General features: G+C 72.1%; 18 protein-coding genes. 10 read left to right on the top strand and 8 right to left on the bottom strand.

Annotation, left to right across the window (positions count from 1 at the left end; translation table 11 throughout):
* Positions 1-46 precede the first annotated feature (46 nt).
* The gene (locus DB32_RS27230; RefSeq protein WP_053235564.1) at positions 47-1126 is read right to left on the bottom strand and encodes a glycosyltransferase family protein; all 1080 of its coding nucleotides are present in this window, start codon (positions 1124-1126) and stop codon (positions 47-49) included.
* Positions 1127-1148: 22 nt separating this feature from the next.
* Complete coding sequence (locus tag DB32_RS27225; RefSeq protein ID WP_053235563.1) at positions 1149-2393, bottom strand: outer membrane protein assembly factor BamB; 1245 nt, start codon at positions 2391-2393, stop codon at positions 1149-1151.
* Here DB32_RS27225 and radC point away from each other — a divergent pair.
* The 6 genes from radC to DB32_RS27195 all read left to right on the top strand — a co-directional run bounded on the left by radC (position 2323) and on the right by DB32_RS27195 (position 6860).
* Complete coding sequence (gene radC, locus DB32_RS27220; RefSeq protein WP_083457822.1) at positions 2323-3228, top strand: RadC family protein; 906 nt, start codon at positions 2323-2325, stop codon at positions 3226-3228. The two genes, DB32_RS27225 and radC, sit on opposite strands and share 71 nt — an antisense overlap.
* A gap of 115 nt (positions 3229-3343) precedes the next feature.
* A complete protein-coding gene (gene rpmH, locus DB32_RS27215; RefSeq protein WP_053235561.1) occupies positions 3344-3493 on the top strand; it encodes a 50S ribosomal protein L34 in 150 nt (49 codons plus the stop codon).
* Positions 3494-3679: 186 nt separating this feature from the next.
* Positions 3680-4207 (top strand): ribonuclease P protein component, encoded by a 528-nt coding sequence (gene rnpA / locus DB32_RS27210; RefSeq protein WP_169791572.1) that lies wholly within the window; start codon positions 3680-3682, stop codon positions 4205-4207.
* Between the two features lie 11 nt (positions 4208-4218).
* Positions 4219-4473, top strand: coding sequence for a membrane protein insertion efficiency factor YidD (gene yidD / locus DB32_RS27205; protein WP_240481368.1), 255 nt, complete (start codon positions 4219-4221; stop codon positions 4471-4473).
* A 22-nt stretch (positions 4474-4495) separates the two neighbouring features.
* Positions 4496-6205 (top strand): membrane protein insertase YidC, encoded by a 1710-nt coding sequence (yidC, locus tag DB32_RS27200; RefSeq protein WP_240481367.1) that lies wholly within the window; start codon positions 4496-4498, stop codon positions 6203-6205.
* Positions 6198-6860, top strand: a complete 663-nt coding sequence (locus DB32_RS27195) for a Jag family protein (RefSeq protein ID WP_053235557.1) — start codon at positions 6198-6200, stop codon at positions 6858-6860. Before yidC ends, DB32_RS27195 begins: the two co-directional genes overlap by 8 nt.
* 6 nt (positions 6861-6866) lie before the next feature.
* Here DB32_RS27195 and DB32_RS27190 read toward each other — a convergent pair whose 3' ends face one another.
* Entirely contained in the window at positions 6867-7481 is a 615-nt protein-coding gene (locus DB32_RS27190; RefSeq protein WP_053235556.1) for a 16S rRNA (guanine(527)-N(7))-methyltransferase RsmG, read from the bottom strand.
* On the bottom strand, positions 7478-7753 hold the full coding sequence (locus DB32_RS48580; RefSeq protein ID WP_169791570.1) for a hypothetical protein: 276 nt from the start codon (positions 7751-7753) through the stop codon (positions 7478-7480). The genes DB32_RS27190 and DB32_RS48580 overlap by 4 nt, the downstream gene beginning before the upstream one ends.
* 106 nt (positions 7754-7859) lie before the next feature.
* Between DB32_RS48580 and DB32_RS27180 the strand changes: the two genes are divergently transcribed.
* From DB32_RS27180 to DB32_RS27165, 4 genes are all read left to right on the top strand, one after another.
* A complete protein-coding gene (locus tag DB32_RS27180) occupies positions 7860-9263 on the top strand; it encodes a GAF domain-containing protein (RefSeq protein ID WP_053235555.1) in 1404 nt (467 codons plus the stop codon).
* Entirely contained in the window at positions 9260-10384 is a 1125-nt protein-coding gene (locus DB32_RS48575; protein WP_053235554.1) for an alpha/beta fold hydrolase, read from the top strand. Before DB32_RS27180 ends, DB32_RS48575 begins: the two co-directional genes overlap by 4 nt.
* A gap of 46 nt (positions 10385-10430) precedes the next feature.
* Positions 10431-11948, top strand: a complete 1518-nt coding sequence (locus DB32_RS27170; RefSeq protein WP_053235553.1) for a hypothetical protein — start codon at positions 10431-10433, stop codon at positions 11946-11948.
* Positions 11949-12023: 75 nt separating this feature from the next.
* Positions 12024-12578 (top strand): hemophore-related protein, encoded by a 555-nt coding sequence (locus tag DB32_RS27165; protein WP_053235552.1) that lies wholly within the window; start codon positions 12024-12026, stop codon positions 12576-12578.
* 3 nt (positions 12579-12581) lie between these two features.
* Here DB32_RS27165 and DB32_RS27160 read toward each other — a convergent pair whose 3' ends face one another.
* The 4 genes from DB32_RS27160 to topA are packed head-to-tail and all read right to left on the bottom strand — an operon-like array spanning position 12582 to position 18489.
* Positions 12582-13304, bottom strand: a complete 723-nt coding sequence (locus DB32_RS27160) for an N-formylglutamate amidohydrolase (RefSeq protein ID WP_053235551.1) — start codon at positions 13302-13304, stop codon at positions 12582-12584.
* Positions 13305-13340: 36 nt separating this feature from the next.
* Positions 13341-14567, bottom strand: a complete 1227-nt coding sequence (locus DB32_RS27155) for a hypothetical protein (RefSeq protein ID WP_053235550.1) — start codon at positions 14565-14567, stop codon at positions 13341-13343.
* A gap of 49 nt (positions 14568-14616) precedes the next feature.
* A complete protein-coding gene (locus DB32_RS27150) occupies positions 14617-15456 on the bottom strand; it encodes an SDR family oxidoreductase (RefSeq protein ID WP_053235549.1) in 840 nt (279 codons plus the stop codon).
* A gap of 3 nt (positions 15457-15459) precedes the next feature.
* Positions 15460-18489 (bottom strand): type I DNA topoisomerase, encoded by a 3030-nt coding sequence (gene topA, locus DB32_RS27145; RefSeq protein WP_083457817.1) that lies wholly within the window; start codon positions 18487-18489, stop codon positions 15460-15462.
* Between the last annotated feature and the right edge of the window lie 39 nt (positions 18490-18528).

The following is an 18528-nucleotide window of genomic DNA, read 5'->3' as shown; positions in this document are numbered from 1 at the left end:
TCGCAACGATCTCGTTCCAGACGGGTCGCTCGGTTTAACCGCGATTTCACAGCCCCGCGGCGGCCCGGTCGAGGAGCTGATCGAGCTCGCGCATCAGCGGCGCGTTGTCCTTCTGGTCGTAGGTGGCGAGCGCCTCTTCGCACCGCTCGATCGACGCGACGAAGTCGTGCACGACCTTCGGGTCGTCCAGCGACTCGGCGTACCGCCCGTACCCGAGCTTCTGAAGGTAACGTCCGTTGAGCACCTGCTCGTACTGGCCGCCCACCGGCACGCTGAGCATCGGCTTGTGGAGGAACACCGCCTCGCCCATCAGCGTGAACCCGCCGCCCGCGATCACCGCGCGCGCCGACGCGAGGTCGTCGATGAAGCCCGTCTCGCTGAACGGTCGGTAGCGCAGGTTGCCCTCGACCTGCTCCGCCGCGATGTTCCGGCGCATGCCGTACACGCGGCACTCGAGCCCGGTCTTCTGCAGCGTCTCGACGAGCCCCTCGTAGCCCTCGGCGGTCTGGTAGACGAGCAGGTGATCGCCGCGCGAGCGCTTCGCCGAGAGGATCTCGGGGCGCAGGATCGGCTTGTGGAGCGACGTGCGCTCCTTGCGGATCGGCGGATGGAAGAACGTCGTGATCAGGTACCAGTCGCAGAAGGGCAGCTTGCTCTTCACGAACGCCTTCGCGATCTCGAAGTCCGCGCGGTGCCCCTCGATCGCCTCGTCGTCGATCCAGCAGCGATTGAGCACCTGCATGTTGTCGATGCTGATCACCGGGAGGCGATGCGCCTTGCCGTAGAAGTACGTCCACGACTCGAAGTCGCTGATGACGCACTGGGGCGCGAAGTCCCCGATGAGCTCGAAGTACGCCGCGATCTGCTTGGGCAGCGCGGCGGTGCCCTTGAAGACGTTCTCGAAGAGCGTCTTGCCGCGCCGGACGCGGTTCTCCTCGTAGACGATGTGCAGGCCGTGGATGCGGTTCACCTCGGTCCCGGTGAAGCGCTTCTGGAGGAAGTCCACGGCGCGCCCCGACGCCATGATCTCGACCTCGTGACCCTGCGAGAGAAGGTGCTCGAGCACGACGCGCGAGCGCATCGCGTGGCCCATCCCTTCACCGACGACGCCGTAGAGGATCCGCATGCGCGAATCCTACACGCCGTGATCACTCCGCGCGCAGCGCGCGCACGCGATGATCGTCGGCGCCCACGATCAGCAGCCCCTCGGGCGTGATGATCGGCTCGCCGTCGACGTTGCCGTGCGCGCGGAAGAACCAGCGGAGCCGCCCGCCGGGATCGAGCGAGTACACGAAGTCGTCGTCGGCCCCGAAGTAGACGTTCCCGTCGCGATCGACGAGCGGTCCGCTCGACACGCTTCCGCCCGACTCGCCCGCGGTGATCGCGAAGCTCCAGCGCTCCTGCCCGCTCGCGGCGTCGAGCGCGACGACCCGCGGATGCGGCGCGAACACGCCCGCGTACACGACGCCTTCACCGAGCCCGAGCGGCGCGCGCACGTCCCCGTCGACGTCGGTCGACCAGCGCAGCGTCCCATCGCGGTGCAGCGCGTAGACACGGTGATCGTCGCTGCCCGCGTAGATCGTCCCGTCGTCGCCGATCGCCGGCGATCCATCGACGTCGTCGCGCGTCTGGAAGCGCCAGCGCATCCGTCCGTCGGGCGCGATCGCGTAGACGTGATCGTCCTGCGAGCCGACGTAGACGGTGCCGTCCTCGTCGATCGCGGGGGTCGCGAACACCTTGAGCCCGGTGCGGAAGCGCCAGCGCACCGTGCCCTCGCGATCGACGGCGAACACGTCCTCGCCCGCGCCGAAGACGAGCGTTCCGTCGGGCGCGATCGCGACGCCGGTGTCGGCGTCGTCCTCGGTGTCGAGGTGCCACACGATCTCGCCGCTGGTCGCGTCGATCGCGAAGAAGCGATCGGCGTCCGAGCCGACGTACACGCGCCCGTCGGCGAGCGCGGCGGTCGAGTAGATCGGCCCGCCGAGATCGCGGCGCCAGCGCACCCGCCCATCGCGCGTGATCGCGTAGAGGTGGTGGTCGTGCGAGCCGACGTAGATCGTGCCGTCCTCGCCGACGACCGGCTGCGCGCTGACGTGCCCGCCCGTCTCGACCTCCCACGCGAGCGCTGCCGACGCCGGGCCGGCGAACGCGCTGCGCGCGGTGTGGCGCCGATCGGACCGGAACTGTCGCGGCGGGCCGGGCTCGGCGGGGCGCGGCGGCGCGCTCGTGATCGCGCCCTCGGCGCGCGCCTGATGATCGTGCACCGGCGCGGCGTCCGCGGAGCGTGCGCGCGGATCGGGCGCGCGCTCCTGCGTGACGTAGATGACGACCATCGCGGCGATCGCCGCGACCCACATCCCGACGAACGCGAGCCAGCGCCGATCGACCGTCATGGCGGCCGCGCGCTTACCAGATGCGCCTGGCGGCCGCCACCTCTCCGCCCGCCACGCCGCCACCCGACGCCGCGAGAACGCACGAGATCGCGCGGCGCGACACCGGCACGCGCGATGCGCAGCGCCGGCGCGAGGAGGCGTCGTGATGCACGTGGTCGAGAGCTTCGCAGGAGACGGACCGCGCGAGCGCCTGAGGCGGGAAGGGCGCGAGGCGCTGAGCGAAGAAGAGCTGGTCGCGCTGGTGCTCGGCACCGGCAGCGCGCGCGAGCCGGTCACGGTGCTGGCGGCGCGCGTGGTGCGCGAGATCGGCGGTGCGGCGGGCCTCGCGCGGAGCGGCGTCGGCGGTCTCTCGAGCATCGACGGGCTCGGCGAGTCGAAGGCGATGCGGCTCGTGGCGGCGATCGAGCTCGGCCGTCGCGTGCAGCAGCGCCCGTGGTCGCCGGGACCGAAGATCGAGACCAGCCGCGACGTCGACGATCTCCTGCGGCCGCGGCTCGCCGATCAGGAGATCGAGCAGTTCGTCGCGCTCGCGCTCGACGCGAAGAACCGCGTCTCCGCCGAGCTGAAGATCGCGGTCGGCGGGCTCTCCGCGTGCCCGGTCGCGCCGGCCGACGTGTTCCGCGCGATCCTGCGCGAGGCCGCGGCGAGCGTGGTGTTCGCCCACAACCATCCGAGCGGCGATTCGACGCCGAGCGCCGACGACATCGCCCTCACCGATCGCCTCGTGAGGGCGGGTACGCTGCTCGGCGTGCGCGTCCTCGATCACGTCGTGGTGGGGCGCGAAGGCTACTTTTCCTTCGTCGATGCCGGGCTCCTGCCCCGCTCGGCCGGATGAGGCGCGAGGGCGCCAGAGCACGAGCGTCGCTTGACGCCGTTCGTGGCGCGTGCTTATTTCCGCGCCCTGATTTTTCCGGTCCCCGAAGGGCCGGGGCCCCCGGAGGGATGTTCTCGTGAAGCGCACCTATCAGCCGCACACCACGCGCCGGCTGCGCACCCATGGCTTCCGCGCCCGCATGGCGAGCAAGAACGGCCGCAAGGTCCTCGCTCGTCGTCGCGCCAAGGGCCGTCACAGCCTCGTCCCGAGCATCTACAAGAAGTAGCCGCATGCCCGACGGCGTCGGGAGCGCAGCCCGTCGCGGGGCCACCCCTCGAGAGGGGAACACCTCGTGACGGGCGTCGCGCATGCCGGAGCCGCGCGCCGGGATCGAACGTCCGCTCATGCGGTCGAGGCTCTCGTGATGGGCTCGGCCGCGACGACGTGTCCGCCGAAGAGGCGCACGCTTCGCGTGCTGCTCTCGGCAGCGAGCCCGACCCATCCGAGCATGGCCCCCGACCCCAAGCCCGAGGCGCGAGCGCTCGTCGACGCATCGATCGTCGACGCAGCAGCCGCTCGGGTCGAGCGCGGCTCGACCCGCGAGACGTTGCGCCCCGACGATCGCCTCAAGCGGCGCGTCGACTTCCGTCGAGTCCAGAGCTCGGGACGGAAGATCCATACCCCGCACTTCGTTCTGGCCGTGCTCCCTCGCCCCGAGGGCGGCCCGACGCGGCTCGGCATCACCGTCACGCGCAAGGTCGCGGGCGCGGTGGGCCGCAACCGGGTCAAACGAGTCATGCGCGAGGTCTTCCGCCGCCACCGCGAGCTCTTCCCCGTCGCGTGCGACGTCGTCGCGATCGCGAAGGAGAGCGCCCACACGCTGGGCTTCGCGGACGTGCTCGCGGAGATCCAGAGCGCGCAGCGCGGGCTCTCCGGAGCGCACCGTCCGCGCGGACCGCGCGGGCCGGCGCCGCGCCGTGGGGGAGGAGGCGCGCCGTGATCGCCCGCGCGATGCTCTTCCTGATCCGGATCTACTGGTGGACGCTGTCCCCGCTGATCGGCCAGGTCTGCCGCTTCCAGCCCACGTGCTCGCGCTACACCGCGACGTGCATCGAGCGCTTCGGCGCCGCGCGCGGCGGATGGCTCGGCGTGAAGCGCATCTGTCGGTGCCATCCCTTCCATCCGGGGGGATGGGACCCGCCGCCCGAGCTGCCCGGCAGATCGGGACCCTCCGCTCCCATCGAGGCGAACGCCGATGCAAGGTGAGAATCAGCGCTCGTTGCCGACGATGCTCCTCGTCGCCGGCGCGTTCCTGGCGATCTACTACGGCGCCCAGTACTTCTTCGGCTCGCCCGAGGAGACCACGCCCGACGGGGGCGAGACCGCCGAGCTGACGCCCGAGCAGCGCGAGCAGCGCGACGCCGAGGTCCGCCGCGACTCGGCCGCGCGCCAGGGCCAGCTCGCGACCGGCACGATCACCACCGGCGACATGATCGCCACGATCGACAACCTCGGCGGCGGGCTCACGCACGTGCAGCTCACGGCCGAGCGGTATCGCCAGGCCGAAGCGGCGATGGACCTCGTGACGACGGATCGCGAGGAGTACCGCCCGCTGCGCATCGATCTGCCGGGCGTGTCGATCCCGGTCGATGCCGTGTGGGATCTGGAGCAGGTCTCGCCGACCGAGGTCCGTCTCACGTGGCAGGGCCGCGGGGTCGAGGTCGTGCGCAGCTTCCGGGCGGGCGAGGGCCCGTACCAGATCTGGCAGACGGTGCGGGTGCGCAACACCGGCAGCACCGAGCGCGATCTGCGCCTCCGCGTGTCGACGTGGCACTACGTCGCGCGCGAGGCCGAGGGCGGCTCGAGCTTCTTCGGGAACCGCTCGCCCGCGATCAGCCAGGGCCTCTGCCGCCACGACGACGAGACCGAGCGCAAGGATCGCGAGGCGCTGCTCGAGCGTCACGGCTGGGGCGGCGCGATCGACTTCGTCGCCGTCGAGAACACGTACTTCGTGCAGGCGATCGCGCCGCACGAGACGCCCGCCGAGTTCTGCGGCCTGCAGGCGACGAATCGCGGTGACGTCGACGGCGAGCCGCACGGCTCGCTCTTCGAGGCGACGCTGCTCTTCCCGCGCGTCGAGCTCGATGCCGGCGAGCAGCACGTCTGGCAGACGCTCGCGTTCGTCGGCCCGAAGACGCCCGCCGCGCTCGAGGCCGCGGGCCACGATCTGCCCGAGGTCGTGAACCTCGGCACGTTCGCGATGATCGCGCGCGCCTTCGCGTCGCTGCTGCGCTTCATCCAGACCTACGTCGGCAACTGGGGCATCGCGATCATCATCCTGACCATCATGGTCCGGATCGCGCTCTTCCCGCTGACGGACCGCAGTTTCCGCTCGATGGCGCAGATGCGGAAGCTCAAGCCCGAGATGGACGAGATCAACGCCCGCTTCCCGAGCGATCCGGAGAAGAAGCAGGCGGCGATCATGGAGCTGTATCGCAAGCACGGGATCAACCCGCTCGCGCAGCTGGGCGGCTGTCTCCCGGTGCTGTTCCAGATGCCGGTGTTCTTCGCGCTCTACGCGTCGCTCTCGACGAACATCGAGCTCTACCACCAGCCCTTCGCGCTCTGGTGGCAGGATCTGAGCGCGCCCGATCCGTTCTTCGTGCTTCCGCTCGCGCTCGGCGCGCTGATGTGGCTGCAGCAGAAGCTGACGCCGACCTCGATGGACCCGGCTCAGGCGCGTGTGATGCAGTTCATGCCGGTGATCGTGACGTTGTTCATGCTCTTCCTGCCGGCGGGTCTCTGCCTGTACATGTTGACCAACTCCGTGCTGGGCATCGGACAACAGAAGCTGAACGAGTGGCGTCTCAACCGTTCGCAGGCCGCCGCGGTCGCGACGACCGGGACGACCACCGAGTCGGGGGCGAACGAAGGTGACAAGGGCACGGGGGGCGCGAGCGCGAGCAAGCGCGGTCCCGGGAGGTCGCGTCGTGGGTGACGATCGCAAGCAGGAGCTCGAGGGCGCGCTGCTCCTCGGGGACGACGAGGAGCTCGAGGGCGAGTCGGGCGGGACGCGAGGCTCGCCGGGCGACGGCAAGGCCGAGGAGGCGATGGAGTTCCTCTCCGGCGTGCTCTATCGGATGGGCCTCGAGACGCGCGTGACGGTGCGCGAGGACGACGAGCAAGTCGTCCTCGACATCCAGGGCGCAGACGCGGGACGCGCGATCGGCAAGAAGGGCGCGACGCTCGATGCGCTGCAGTTCCTCGTGAACAAGGTGGTGAACCGCTTCCCCGACGGGCGTCGCTACGTCGTCGTCGACAGCGGCGACTACCGCGAGCGCCACGACGCGAGCCTCGTGAACATGGCGCGTCGCGAGGCGAAGCGCGCGGTCGAGCTCGGCCGCACCGTGACGCTCGAGCCGATGCCGGCGCGCGATCGGCGGCTGATCCACCTCTCGCTCGCGAAGTTCCCCGGCGTGTCGACGAAGTCGAACGGCGAGGGGATCGGGCGCCGCATCCAGATCATCCCGGCGCGCCGCAACGGCGGTGGCGGGGGTGGTGGCGGCGGACGTCGCGATCGCGATCGCGGTCCGCGCGACGACCGTCCGCGCGATGATCGTCCCCGCGACGACCGTCCGCGCCGCGACGACTGAGGGTCCCTACGCGCGCTCGAAGCGCGCCAGCACGCGCGGCGCGCTGCTCCACGGCAGCGCGTAGCCCGCACGATGGGCGAGCTTCGCGCTCGCCGTCGTGGGCGGCTCGCCCGCGGTGAACACGAGGCAGCTCGGTGCGAGCGCGAGCCCCGTCTCGAGCCACACCTCGGGCGCGAACGTCGCGCGCGCCGACGCGACGTCGTGCGCACCGAGCGCGCTCGCGCTCCCCGGCTCGACGCGCCCCTCGACAGCGCGCACGCGCGACGCGAGATCGAGCGAGCCGATCGCGGTGCGCAGGAACGCGATGCGCTTGCGCAGCGGCTCGACCATCGTGAGCGTCACGTCGGGCCGCAGCAGCGCGAAGGGCAGGGCAGGCGCGCCCGCCCCGGAGCCCACGTCGATCACCGACGCGCCCTCCGGCACGAGCGCGCGATCCGCCATCACGATCGCGTCGGCGAAGAGCACCTCGGTCATCGCGCGCTCCTCGCGCGCCGCGGTGAGATCGAGCCGCGCGTTCCACGTGCGCACCAGCGCCGCGAAGCGGTCGAGCGCATCACGCTGCGCCGCCTCGAGCGGGCGACCCAGCGAGCGCGCGAGCTCGTCGATGCGTGCAGTGCTCATCGCTCCTCGTACCAGTCGTCGTGGCTCGACAGCGCGTGACAGCGCAGGCACTGCGTCATGCGCCACTGCTTCGCGCACGCGGGACAGCGACCGCGCGTGTCGAACGTGTTCCACACGTGCAGGCACTCGCACTGCCAGCGATCGTGCGAGCGCGGCTCCCACCGGCACTTCGGACAGCGGATGCGCGGACCGCGATCGCGCGTGCCGAGGAAGTCCCGGAGGTCCACGCCGCCATCGCCGTCGCCCGCGCCGCCATCGTCTGCGCGTCGCACCTCGAGGAGCATCGCGCGCAAGCTGTGCGGCGCCCTCGGACGCGTCAAGCCACGTGCTCCGACGTGCGGTGGCGACGCGAGGAGCGGACCCTATACTCGCCTCATCGTGAGCCAGCGAGAGCCCGAGCTGCCCCTGTCGGTGCAGGTGCACGAGCGAGGCGACGCCGCGCTCGAAGGTGTGCTGCGTCTGATCGACGAGGCCGCGCGTCCGCGCCCGCTGAGCGAGGTGCTCGCGGCGCTGTGCGCCGAGGTCTCGCAGATCGTCGGGTGCGAGATCGTCTCGATCTACCTGCGCGAGAAGCACGACGACGGCGAGGACCTGCGCATCGCCGCGAACGTCGGGTTCCCCGCGGGCGCGATCCAGAAGATCCGCCTGCACGTCGGCGAAGGCATCGTCGGTCACGTCGCGCAGAAGCTGCGCCCGGTGTCGGTCGAGCTCGCGCCGACCGACCCGCGCTTCAAGGCGTTCCCCGAGCTCGGCGAAGAGCGCTATCCGATCTTCCTCGCGGTGCCGCTGCTCGTCGGTCGTCGCGCCGAGGGCGTGATGGTGCTCCAGCGATCGCGCGAGCGATGGGCGGCGGAAGAGGTCGTGCTCGCGACCGCGCTCGCGAGCTCCTTCGCGTACGCGCTCGAGCGCGCGCGTGTGCGCCGGAGCGAGGTCTCGCCGTCGAAGGAGTCGCGCCGCGCGCGCCTCGAGGGCGAGTCGCTCTCGCCGGGGAGCGAGCTCGGGCGCGTCGAGACGCTGCCGACGTTCGAGGGGCTCGCCGCGCGCTGGGCGGCGATGGAAGCGGAGCAACCGGCCGACGTCGGCGTCGCGGCGACGTGGCGCGCGTCGCGCGTGAAGGACGCGTTCGAGACGCTGGTCCGCGATCTCTCGAAGGCGCGCAAGAAGGTCGCGCCGAAGCTCGACGGCGCGCAGCGCACCGCGCTCGAGTCGCTCGCGCTGCTCGAGTCGGACTCGCGCTTCCTCGAGATGCTCGCGGAAGAAGGCGCGAAGGGCGGCAACATCCCGCTCGCGCTGCGCAAGGTCGCGCGCGAGTACGCGCAGGCGCCGTACAAAAGCACGGTCGCGGGCTCGGTGCAGGGCTGGCTCGCCGAGCGCGCCGAAGAGGTCGAGGAGCTCTGCTTGCTCATCGCCGCGCGCTCGGTCGGCGAGCGTGTCCCGACGGGCAACGCGGCGCTGCTGGTCCCGGAGCGCCTGTCGGCGGTCGTCGCGCTCGCGGCGGTCGCGCACAAGACAGCGGCGATCGCGGTGGGCAACAGCGTCGAGGCGAACGCGCTCGGCCCCGCGATCGCGCGCGCCGCGGGCGTTCCCGCGGTGTCGGGCGTCGGTGGGCTCTTCGCGTGGGCGCGCGCGGGCGACGTCGTGCTCGTCGAGGGCGACGAGGGCGTCGTCCGCGTGAACCCGACGGCGACGCAGATCGCGCGCTTCCGCCAGAAGGAGCGCGTCGCGCGCGAGACCGTGTCGCCCCCGCCGGGCGAAGGTGGCGAGGAGCCGCCGCGCGGATGAGCGTCGCGGCGCTGCTCGCGGTCGCGACCGGCATCGCCTTCCTCGTCGCGACGATCGCGCACTACCGCTACTGGGTGAAGCGGCTGACGGTGCCCCTCGAGTACGTGCTCGAGGAGCGCATCGAGACGCCCGACGGCTCCGCGATCGAGCTGCGTCGCCTGCCACCGCTGCGCGAGGAGCCGGGCGGCGTCGTCGAGCCCGCGCCCGAGAAGGTGCCCGAAGCGCTCTCGCGCCCGCCCGTGCTCCTCGTGCACGGGATCGGCATCAACCACCAGAACAACGACATGCTCCCGGACCTCTCGCTGGCGCGACACCTCGCGACCGCGGGACGCGACTGCTGGCTGCTCACGCTGCGCACCGGGCGCAGCGACGCGCGGCTTCGCGAGCGGGGCCTCATGCGCTTCGAGCGCATGGCGCGACACGATCTGCCGATCGGCATCGCGCGCGTCCTCGAGCTCACCGGCGCGAAGCAGCTCGACTACGTCGGCTTCTCGATGGGCGGCATCCTCCTCTACGGCTCGATCGCGCGCACCGTCGACCCGGCGCTCGTGCGCAAGGTCGTGATCATCGGCTCGCCGGGGATCGTGAAGACGCGCTGGCCGCTCGCGCTCTTCGCGTGGACCCGCTTCCTGCCGTGGTGGCTCGTGCCGACGATCCCGCTGCGGCTCGCGTCGCGCATGTTCGCGTTCATCGCGGACGTGCTGCCCGCGACGCCGCTGCATCGCATCGTCTACAACCCCGCGAACGTCGAGCGCGGCATCGCGGGCGCCTCGTTGATGACGATCCAGGACCTGCCGGCGGCGCTCGCGTACGACCTCGTGTCGTGGGTCGGCCGGGGCGGGCCGTGCGACGGCGAGGGGCGTCCGGTCGTGGAGCGGCTCGAGGAGCTCGAGATCCCAGCCCTCTTCTTCGCGGGCGCCGCAGACCAGATCGCACCGCCCGACAGCGTGCGCGCGGCGTACGACGCGTGGGCTCGCGACCGGCCCGCCGTGGAGAAGACGTTCGTGCTGCTCGGCCGCGAGGCCGGCGCGAGCGAGGACTACGGGCATGGCGACCTCGCGATCGGTCGTCGCGCGCGTGAGGAGATCTTCGAGCCGGTCGAGGCGTTCCTGGGTCGTTGAGCGATCCCGGTTGGAATTCCGCGCTGCCCCGCGACGACGCAGCGGCATGCGAAGTCGCCACGTCCTGCTCGTCTCGATCCTGATGCTCGCGGCCGCGCTGAGCGGCTGCACTCAATCGCACGATCGCATCGAGATGCCCGCGCTCGGCGAGACCGCCGAGATCACCGTCGGTGCGAGCGGCGGAACGCTCGCGCTCACGGGCGTCGAGATCACGATCCCGCCCGGCGCGCTCCCGAGCGATCGCCAGGTGCGCGTCACGGTCGTCGACGAGACCCCGCCGTCGTGGCTGCGACCCAGCTCGCCGATCCTGCGCTTCGAGCCCGAGGGCCTCGAGTTCGATCAGCCGATCGAAGTGCGCATCCCGTTCAGCGGCGACTCGCGTACCGCGACGGTGTTCTGGAGCCAGCGCGAGGGCGACGCGTTCGTGCCGCGGGCGACGCGCATCGAAGGCCGCGTCGCGATCGCGGAGAGCACGCACTTCAGCCAGGCGTTCGTCGGCAGCGCGTGCGAGGGCGACGACTGCTGCGATCAGGCGAACGGCGAGCTCGACGTCGTGCTGATGGTCGACAACTCGAACTCGATGTCCGAGGAGCAGGCCGCGCTCGCCGCGCAGCTCCCGCGCCTCGCGCGCGCGCTCGCGAGCGGCGACTCGAACGGCGACGGCGTGCAGGACTTCCCCGCGCTCGAGAGCGTGCGCGTCGGCGTCGTGTCGAGCGACATGGGTGCCGGGGGCAACTCCGTCCCGACCTGCGACGGCGGCGCGGGAGGCGCGATGTTCGGCGACGACGGGGTGCTTCGCACCGCCGGACGCACTTCGCTCCCCGGCTGCGACGCGAGCTATCCGGCGTTCGCCGAGGTCGGCGCCGACTCGACGAGCGCGGAGATCGAGGGCTTCGTCCGCCACGTGTCGTGCGTCGGCACGATCGGCACCGGCGGCTGCGGCTTCGAGCAGCAGCTCGAGTCGATGCTCAAGGCGGTCACGCCGGCGACGTCGCCGCTGCGCTTCTTCGACGACACGATGGGCCACGCCGACGGCGAGAACGCGGGATTCCTGCGCGACGACTCGATGCTCGCGGTCGTGATGCTGACCGACGAGGACGACTGCTCCGTGCTCGACCCCGAGATCATCGATCCGAGTGGCGAGTACTCGAGCGTCGACCTCAACCTGCGCTGCCACGCGTTCCCCGAGGCGGTGCACGACACCGAGCGCTACGTCGACGGCCTGCTCGCGCTGCGTGATCAGCCGGCCGACGTGATCTTCGCGAGCGTCGCCGGCGTGCCGACGGACGCGCTCGAGGGCGATCCCTCGCTCGATACGATCCTCTCGGACGCGCGCATGCAGTCGGTGATCGATCCCGACATGCCGACGCGCCTCACGCCGTCGTGCGAAGTGCCCGGCATCGGCAACGCGTTCCCGCCGCGGCGCATCGTCGAGGTGGCGCGCGATCTCGACGCGGCGGGCGCGCACGGCGTGGTCGGTTCGATCTGCCAGGACGACTTCACGCCGGTGATCGATGCGATCCTGAGCCGCGTCGCGTCGCGCGCGCGCGGCGAGTGCCGCTGATCGGTCGCGATCGAGCGCCCTCGCGTCGTCGATGCACGGCGCGAGGGCGCGCGTGTCTCTGGCAGACTCGCTCGCGTGCGGCTGACGGTGCTCGTGCTCGTGACGCTCGTCGCATGCGAGGCGCCGGCCTCGTGCCCCGAGGGTGCGATCGAGCGCCCCGCGCGCGCCGACGCGATCCGCGCGCGCCTCGCCACGGTCCTGGAAGGCGCGTCGCTGCTGCGCGTGCATTCCGGGCCGATCTGCTTCGCGGACGGGCCCTCGGTCATCGACGAGCGGACCCACGCCGTCGTGCTCGATCGTGCGCTCGGCGAGGGTGAAGCCGCCGCGCGGCTCGGGCACCTGCTGGTGCACGTCCGTGACGGCTCGCCCTATCGCGAAGGCCCCCACTGCGACGTCGTCGTCGCGCGCGCGCTCGACGCCGAAGCGCGCGCTCACGCGCTCGAGCTCGACCTCCGCCGCGCGCTCTCGGTCGCGCCCGACGTGCTGCGCTACGAGCTCGAGCCCGCGTACTGGGCCGCACCGCCCGACGAGCGAGTCGCGCTCGTCCGCGCGTACCTCGAGGCGCACCCCGACGGCGCGCCCGGCATCGACGCGCTCGCGAGCGCCTATCGCCAGCGCTGCGAGCGCTGAGAGTCAGCGCAGCCGCGACGCGAGCAGCGACACGAAGCGCGCCCGGAACGCCGCATCGACCGCGAGATCCTGCCGCACCTCGAGCTCGATCGCGCGCCGCCCGTGCGTGCGCGCGTGTCGATCGACGACGTGGATCAGCCCCGCGCGCCCCGAGTACGGCTCGTTCGCCGCGACCTTCATCCCCGCCGCCGCGAACGCTTCGATCAGCTCCATCGCGAGCACTTCTTCTTCGTCGAAGAGCACGCCGACCTCGAGCGCGCGCGGCGTGCCCTCGTAGAGCGGCGTGAACGTGTGCATCGCGAGCAGGATCGGCGCTTGCGATGCCGCGACCTCGCGATCCACCGCGGCGTGGAACGGCCGGTAGTACCCGTCGAGCCGGATCTCGCGCTCCGCGGGATCGATCGCCGCGTTGAGCTCCACGACCTCGCCGTCGGCCACGTCGCGGAACAGCGTCGGAGAGCTCTCGGGCCGGTTCGGATCGGCGAGCAGCCGCGAGAACCGCGAGAGCACCGCGACACCGCCGATCGCCGCCGCGTACTCGCGCGCGAGGTCCGCCGCGCCGAGGTCGTACGCCCAGTGCGTCCCGACGAGCCGCGCCTCGTCGCGCGCGCTCCACCGCCACGGCTCGGGCAGTCGCTGCGACGCGTGCTCGCAGGTGATCAACACGCCTGCGCCGGTGCCCGCGCGCACGACCTCCCATGCTTCGTCGATCTCGATCGCGTGCATGCGCCCACGGGCTATCACGCCGCACCGCGCTGTCGATCAGATGAGGATCGATCCGCGCTCCACGATCTGCACGCGGCGCCCGACGATCTCCTCGCGACCGTCGACGACGCGCCACCACACCACGAAGAGCTCCTGCCCGCTCCACGCGCACGACACGGCGCGCACCGAGCCGCCGGCGCCGACCTCGACCGCGCGCGAGAGCGGCTCGGCGTCCTCGTCGAGCACCACGACCTCGACGCGATCGATCACGTCCGCGCCGCCCCACGGTCCCGGCCCCGACGGCACGCACACCGCGAGCGCGCGACGCTCCGGCATCGTCGCGATCGACGGCCGCACGCCGCGCGCGGTGGTGCGCGCGACCGCGAGCGGGCCCGCGACGACGCGACGCGCGAGCGGCTCGGTGATCGCGACGTGCACCTGCACGCCGTCGGTCGCTGCGACCGCGACGCGCAGCTCGTCGTCCTCGGGTGCGCTCACGCGCGCGGCCTCGATCGCGCCGCGCGACCAGACGTTCGCGGTCATGACGCGCAGCTCGGCGCGCGCGCCGTCCTGCGCGATCACCCGCTGCACGATGCCCTCGCGATCGGCCCACGCGACGATCGCATGCTCGCCCGCGGCGACGATGCGCGCCGACGCCGCGACGTCCGCGCCCACCACGGCGCGGACACGCGCGAGCCCGAGCGAGTCGTCGAGCACCTCGGAGACCGCGAGCAGCGCGGCGCCGCGCGTCGTCGCCGACGCGTCGGTCACCACGAACCAGCGCTGTGCGCCGCGCGCGACGTCCGCATCGACCCCGATCACCTCGGTCGCGCCCTCGACGACTCCATCGCCGCCCAGCCACGACACGACGCTGCGCCCCGGGCTCGCGCCCACCGCGGCCACGCCGCGCTGGCACGCGTCGGCGTCGAGCGCGGTCGCGTTCCCACCGCCGTCCTCGCGCGCTTCGATCGCGCGCACCCGACCGTCGCGCGCGAGCACCGCGACGCGTCCGCCCCACGCGACGTTCCACGCGGCGCCGTCCCACGCCACGTGCGGCAGTCCGGCGCCGCGCCCGTCCCCGAGCGCGATCTCGCCCGACGCCGGAGACACCGCGACCCGCCCGCGCCATGGATACGGGACGCGCTCGTCCTCCCGTGCGATCAGGACCTCGCAGCCGGGCCCTTCGTGCGCCTCGTAGCAGCCGGCGAGCAGCGCGAGCGACACGGCCCCCAGCACCGCTGCCCGCGCGGTCTTCGGTGGCTCGCGCCGCGAAGTGAGCGCCATCCCACGCGAGTCGGCCCGGCGACCGGCCGTTTCCAACCGCGCCGGCGCGTCAGCGTCGCGCCGCGATCGCGTCGCGGTATCCCTCGCGGTACGTCGGGTACGCGGGCGCCCATCCGATCGCGCGCAACCGCGCGTTCCGACAGCGCTTCTGGGTGCCCCGCCCGCGCTCGCCCGCGCTCTCCTCGAAGGGCGGCTCGGGCATCCCGAGCTCCGCGGCGACCCATCGATACACGTCCGCGAGATCCGTCGGCTCGTCGTCCACGCCGACGTACGCCGGCTCGACCGCGTCGATCTCGAGCAGCCGCTCGATCGCGCTCGCCGCGTCGTCTCGATGGATGCGGTTGGTCCACCGCGGGTCCCGAGGTAGCCGCGCGGTGCCCTCCGCGACCATCCGCACCATCCGGTCGCGTCCCGGCCCGTAGATGCCCGCCAGGCGCAGCGCGACGCCCTCCGCGAACCCCTCGCGCACCACGCGTTCGCCCTCGAGCAGCCAGCGCGCGGTGCCGGTCGGCGTCGTCTCCGACGACTCGTCGACCCACCCGCCGTCGTCCTGCGCGTACACCGCGGTGCTCGTCGTCAGCACCGCGCGCCGCACGTCGGCGCCCGCCTCGCGCAAAGCGTCGCGCACGTTCTCGAGACCCGTCACGTACGCCGCGCGGTACGCGTCGTCGCCGCCCGCGTCGGGCCCGACCGCGTAGACCAGCCGATCCACGTCACCGGGCAGCCGCAGCGTCGCGCGATCCCGCAGATCCGCCGCGATCGGGACCACGCCCGCGGGCAGCTCGCGCGCGCTCCGCCGCAGCGCGAGCACCCGCTCGCGGCGTGCGACCAGCCGGGTCGCGAGCGCGCTCCCGACGTAGCCGCACCCGGCGATCAGGACCGCGCCCACGCGTCAGGGCTCGGCGGTGACGTCGGGCGAGCGCTTCTTCGCGGGGCGGCTGTCCTCCGCCTCCGCGCCGTCGCCTTCGTCGCTCTTCTTCGCGCTCGCCTTCTTCGCGGCGGGCTTCTTGGTGCTCGCCTTCTTGGCGGCCTTCTTCGCGGGCGCCTTCTTCTCGGCCGCGGGCTTCTCGCTCGCCGCCGCCTTCGCCTTCGCGCCGCCACGGCCGCGCTTGCTCTTCGTGCTCGGGCCGCGCTCGCGGCGCTCCGCGAGCAGCTCCTGCGCGCGCTCCGGCGTGATGCCGTCGATCGTGTCGCCCTTGCGCAGCGACGCGACGGTGTCGCCGTCGCTCACGTACGGACCGAAGCGTCCCTCGCGCAGCACGATCGGCTTCTGGCTCACCGGGTCGACGCCGAGCTCCTTGAGCGGCCCCGTCGCCGCCGCGCGACGCGGGCCACGCGTCTTCGGCTGCGCGAGCAGCGCCAGCGCCTGCTCGGTCGTGACCGTGAAGATCTGATCCTCGCTCTCGAGGCTCCGGCTCTCCGTGCCCTTCTGCACGTACGGCCCGTAGCGCCCGTTCTGCGCGGTGATCGCCACGCCGTCCGCGGGATCGTTGCCCACCGTGCGCGGCAGCGAGAGCAGCTTGAGCGCCTGCTCGAGCGTCAGCGTCTCCGCCTTCATGCTCGAGAAGAGCGACGCCGTCTTCGGCTTCTCGCCGTCCTTCGTCGCCTCGCCGAGCTGCACGTACGTGCCGAAGCGCCCGGCCTTCACGAACACCGTCAGGCCGGTCTCGGGATCCTTGCCGACCTCGCGATCGCCGCTCGGCGCCGTGAGCAGCGCGAGCGACTTCTCCACCGTGAGCTCGTCCGGCGCGAGCTCCTCGGGGATCGACACCGTGTCCTCGCCGCGCTGCAGGTACGGGCCGTAGCGCCCGACGCGCGCCACGATCTCCACGCCGTTCGGATCGACCCCGATCGGGATCGAGTTTACGGCGCGCGCATCGATCTCTCCGAGGTTCTCGGAGACCATCGTCTTGAGCCCGTTGTCGCCGCCCGCGCCGTTCGGCCCTTCGTTCGCTGCCTCACCGAAGTAGAAGCGACGCAGCCACGGCACCGCGTTCTGCGCGCCGTTCGCGATCTCGTCGAGATCGTCCTCCATGCGCGCGGTGAACGCGTAGTCGACGAGCTCGGGGAAGTGCTTCTCGAGCAGCGAGACCACCGCGAATGCGGTCCACGACGGATAGAGCGCGGTGCCCTTCTTGAACACGTAGCCGCGGTCCTGGATCGTCGACAGCGTCGACGCGTACGTCGACGGGCGACCGACGCCCAGCTCCTCGAGCCGGCGCACCAGCGACGCTTCCGTGTAGCGCGCCGGCGGCTGCGTCTCGTGCCCGTTCGCCTTCAGCTCGCGCGCGACGAGCGACTCGCCCTCGACCAGCTCGGGCAGGTGCTTCTCCCGGCTCTCGAGCTCCGCTTCGGGATCGTCCGAGCCCTCGACGTACGCGCGATAGAAGCCCGCGAACTGGATCGTGTTGCCCGAGACCGAGAACTCGACGTCGCGTCCGTCGCGCGCCTTGCCCGCGATCTTCACGACGATGCTCTCGCCGCGCACGTCCTGCATCTGCGATGCGACGGTGCGCTTCCAGACGAGCTCGTAGACCTTCGCCTCGTCGGGCCCGACCTCGCGCGAGACGTCCTCGGGCGTCTTCCAGGTGTCGCCCGCGGGACGGATCGCCTCGTGGGCCTCCTGCGCGTTCTTCACCTTGTTCGCGTAGGTGCGCGGCGCGCTCGGCACGTACTCGCGGCCGTACATCTCCTCGATGAGCCGCCGCGCCGCGGTGAGCGCTGCCTCCGACAGCGTCGTGCTGTCGGTACGCATATAGGTGATGTAGCCGTTCTCGTAGAGGCGCTGCGCCGCCTTCATCGTGCGCGACGTGCTGAAGCGCAGCTTGCGCCCCGCCTCCTGCTGCAGCGTCGACGTCATGAACGGCGCCGAGGGCGAGCGCTTGTACGGCTTGCGCTCGACCGAGCGCACCGTCATCGGCTGGCCGCGCAGCCCGTCGGCGAGCGCCTTCGCCTGCGCCTCGTCGAGCAGCACGACGTCGCTCTTCGTGAGCCGGCCGTCCTCGCCGAAGTCCTTGCCGCTCGCGACGCGCGCGCGGCCGACCGACACCAGGCCCGCGTCGAACGTCGAGCCGTCCTTCTTCGCGATCAGCGCGTCGAGGTCCCAGTACTTCGCGGTCACGAAGCGCATGCGCTCGCGCTCGCGCTCCACGAGCACGCGCGTCGCCACGCTCTGCACGCGGCCCGCCGACAGCTTCGGCAGGATCTTCTTCCAGAGGACCGGCGAGACCTCGTACCCGAAGAGCCGATCGAGGATGCGCCGCGCCTCCTGCGCCTCCACGAGCCGCCGGTCGATCTCGCGCGGCGACGAGAGCGCCTGCTGGATCGCCTTCCGCGTGATCTCGTGGAAGACCATGCGCCGCACCGGGACCTTCGGCTGCAGCACCTCGTAGAGGTGCCACGCGATGCTCTCTCCCTCGCGGTCTTCGTCGGTCGCGAGGTAGAGCTCGTCGGCGTCCTTGAGGAGCTGCTTGAGCCGCTGGATGTGCTGCTTCTTGTCGGCGTCGACGACGTAGAGCGGCTTGAAGTCGTTCTCGACGTCCACCCCGAGCTTCGCCCAGGGCACCTTCTTGAGGGCCGGCGGGACGTCGTCCGCGCTCTTCGGCAGGTCGCGGATGTGCCCGATGGAGCTCTCCACGACGTAGCCGTCGCCGAGGAAGCCCGCGATGGTGCGGGCCTTGGCGGGGGACTCGACGATGACGAGGGACTTGGTCACGGCGGTGTATCCCGAGGCGGCTGGTTCCCGAAAAGAGCGAGCGGAGCAGCGCGGAAACGCAGTCCTGGTGGCGGCCCACGGGCCTGTCGACCCGCGGGGCGCGCACCCTGCCACGCTCCCGCGCAGAGGTCCACCCCCTCCCCCGGAGCCGTTTCCGGAAGGAGGGCGAGGCGTCGGGTGTCTTGCCCGGGCCTCATCGAGGCGCATGATTCCGCCCCTTCGGTCCCAGAAGCTCCCCGTTCCAGG

The organism is Sandaracinus amylolyticus (assembly GCF_000737325.1).
GTDB classification, from domain to species: domain Bacteria; phylum Myxococcota_A; class Polyangia; order Polyangiales; family Sandaracinaceae; genus Sandaracinus; species Sandaracinus amylolyticus.
Note: the sequence above shows the minus strand (reverse complement) of the source record. Positions and strands in the feature narration are given on the sequence as shown.

Excerpts from the sequence above, each read along its gene's own strand:
- yidC (WP_240481367.1), top strand. The coding sequence starts at position 4,496 with ATGCTCCTCGTCGCCGGCGCGTTCCTGGCGATCTACTACGGCGCCCAG.
- DB32_RS27155 (WP_053235550.1), bottom strand. The coding sequence starts at position 14,567 with ATGGCGCTCACTTCGCGGCGCGAGCCACCGAAGACCGCGCGGGCAGCG.
- DB32_RS27190 (WP_053235556.1), bottom strand. The coding sequence starts at position 7,481 with ATGAGCACTGCACGCATCGACGAGCTCGCGCGCTCGCTGGGTCGCCCG.
- DB32_RS48575 (WP_053235554.1), top strand. The coding sequence starts at position 9,260 with ATGAGCGTCGCGGCGCTGCTCGCGGTCGCGACCGGCATCGCCTTCCTC.
- DB32_RS27170 (WP_053235553.1), top strand. The coding sequence starts at position 10,431 with ATGCGAAGTCGCCACGTCCTGCTCGTCTCGATCCTGATGCTCGCGGCC.
- yidD (WP_240481368.1), top strand. The coding sequence starts at position 4,219 with ATGCTCTTCCTGATCCGGATCTACTGGTGGACGCTGTCCCCGCTGATC.
- DB32_RS27225 (WP_053235563.1), bottom strand. The coding sequence starts at position 2,393 with ATGACGGTCGATCGGCGCTGGCTCGCGTTCGTCGGGATGTGGGTCGCG.
- DB32_RS27160 (WP_053235551.1), bottom strand. The coding sequence starts at position 13,304 with ATGCACGCGATCGAGATCGACGAAGCATGGGAGGTCGTGCGCGCGGGC.
- topA (WP_083457817.1), bottom strand. The coding sequence starts at position 18,489 with ATGCGCCTCGATGAGGCCCGGGCAAGACACCCGACGCCTCGCCCTCCT.
- DB32_RS27230 (WP_053235564.1), bottom strand. The coding sequence starts at position 1,126 with ATGCGGATCCTCTACGGCGTCGTCGGTGAAGGGATGGGCCACGCGATG.
- radC (WP_083457822.1), top strand. The coding sequence starts at position 2,323 with ATGACGACCATCGCGGCGATCGCCGCGACCCACATCCCGACGAACGCG.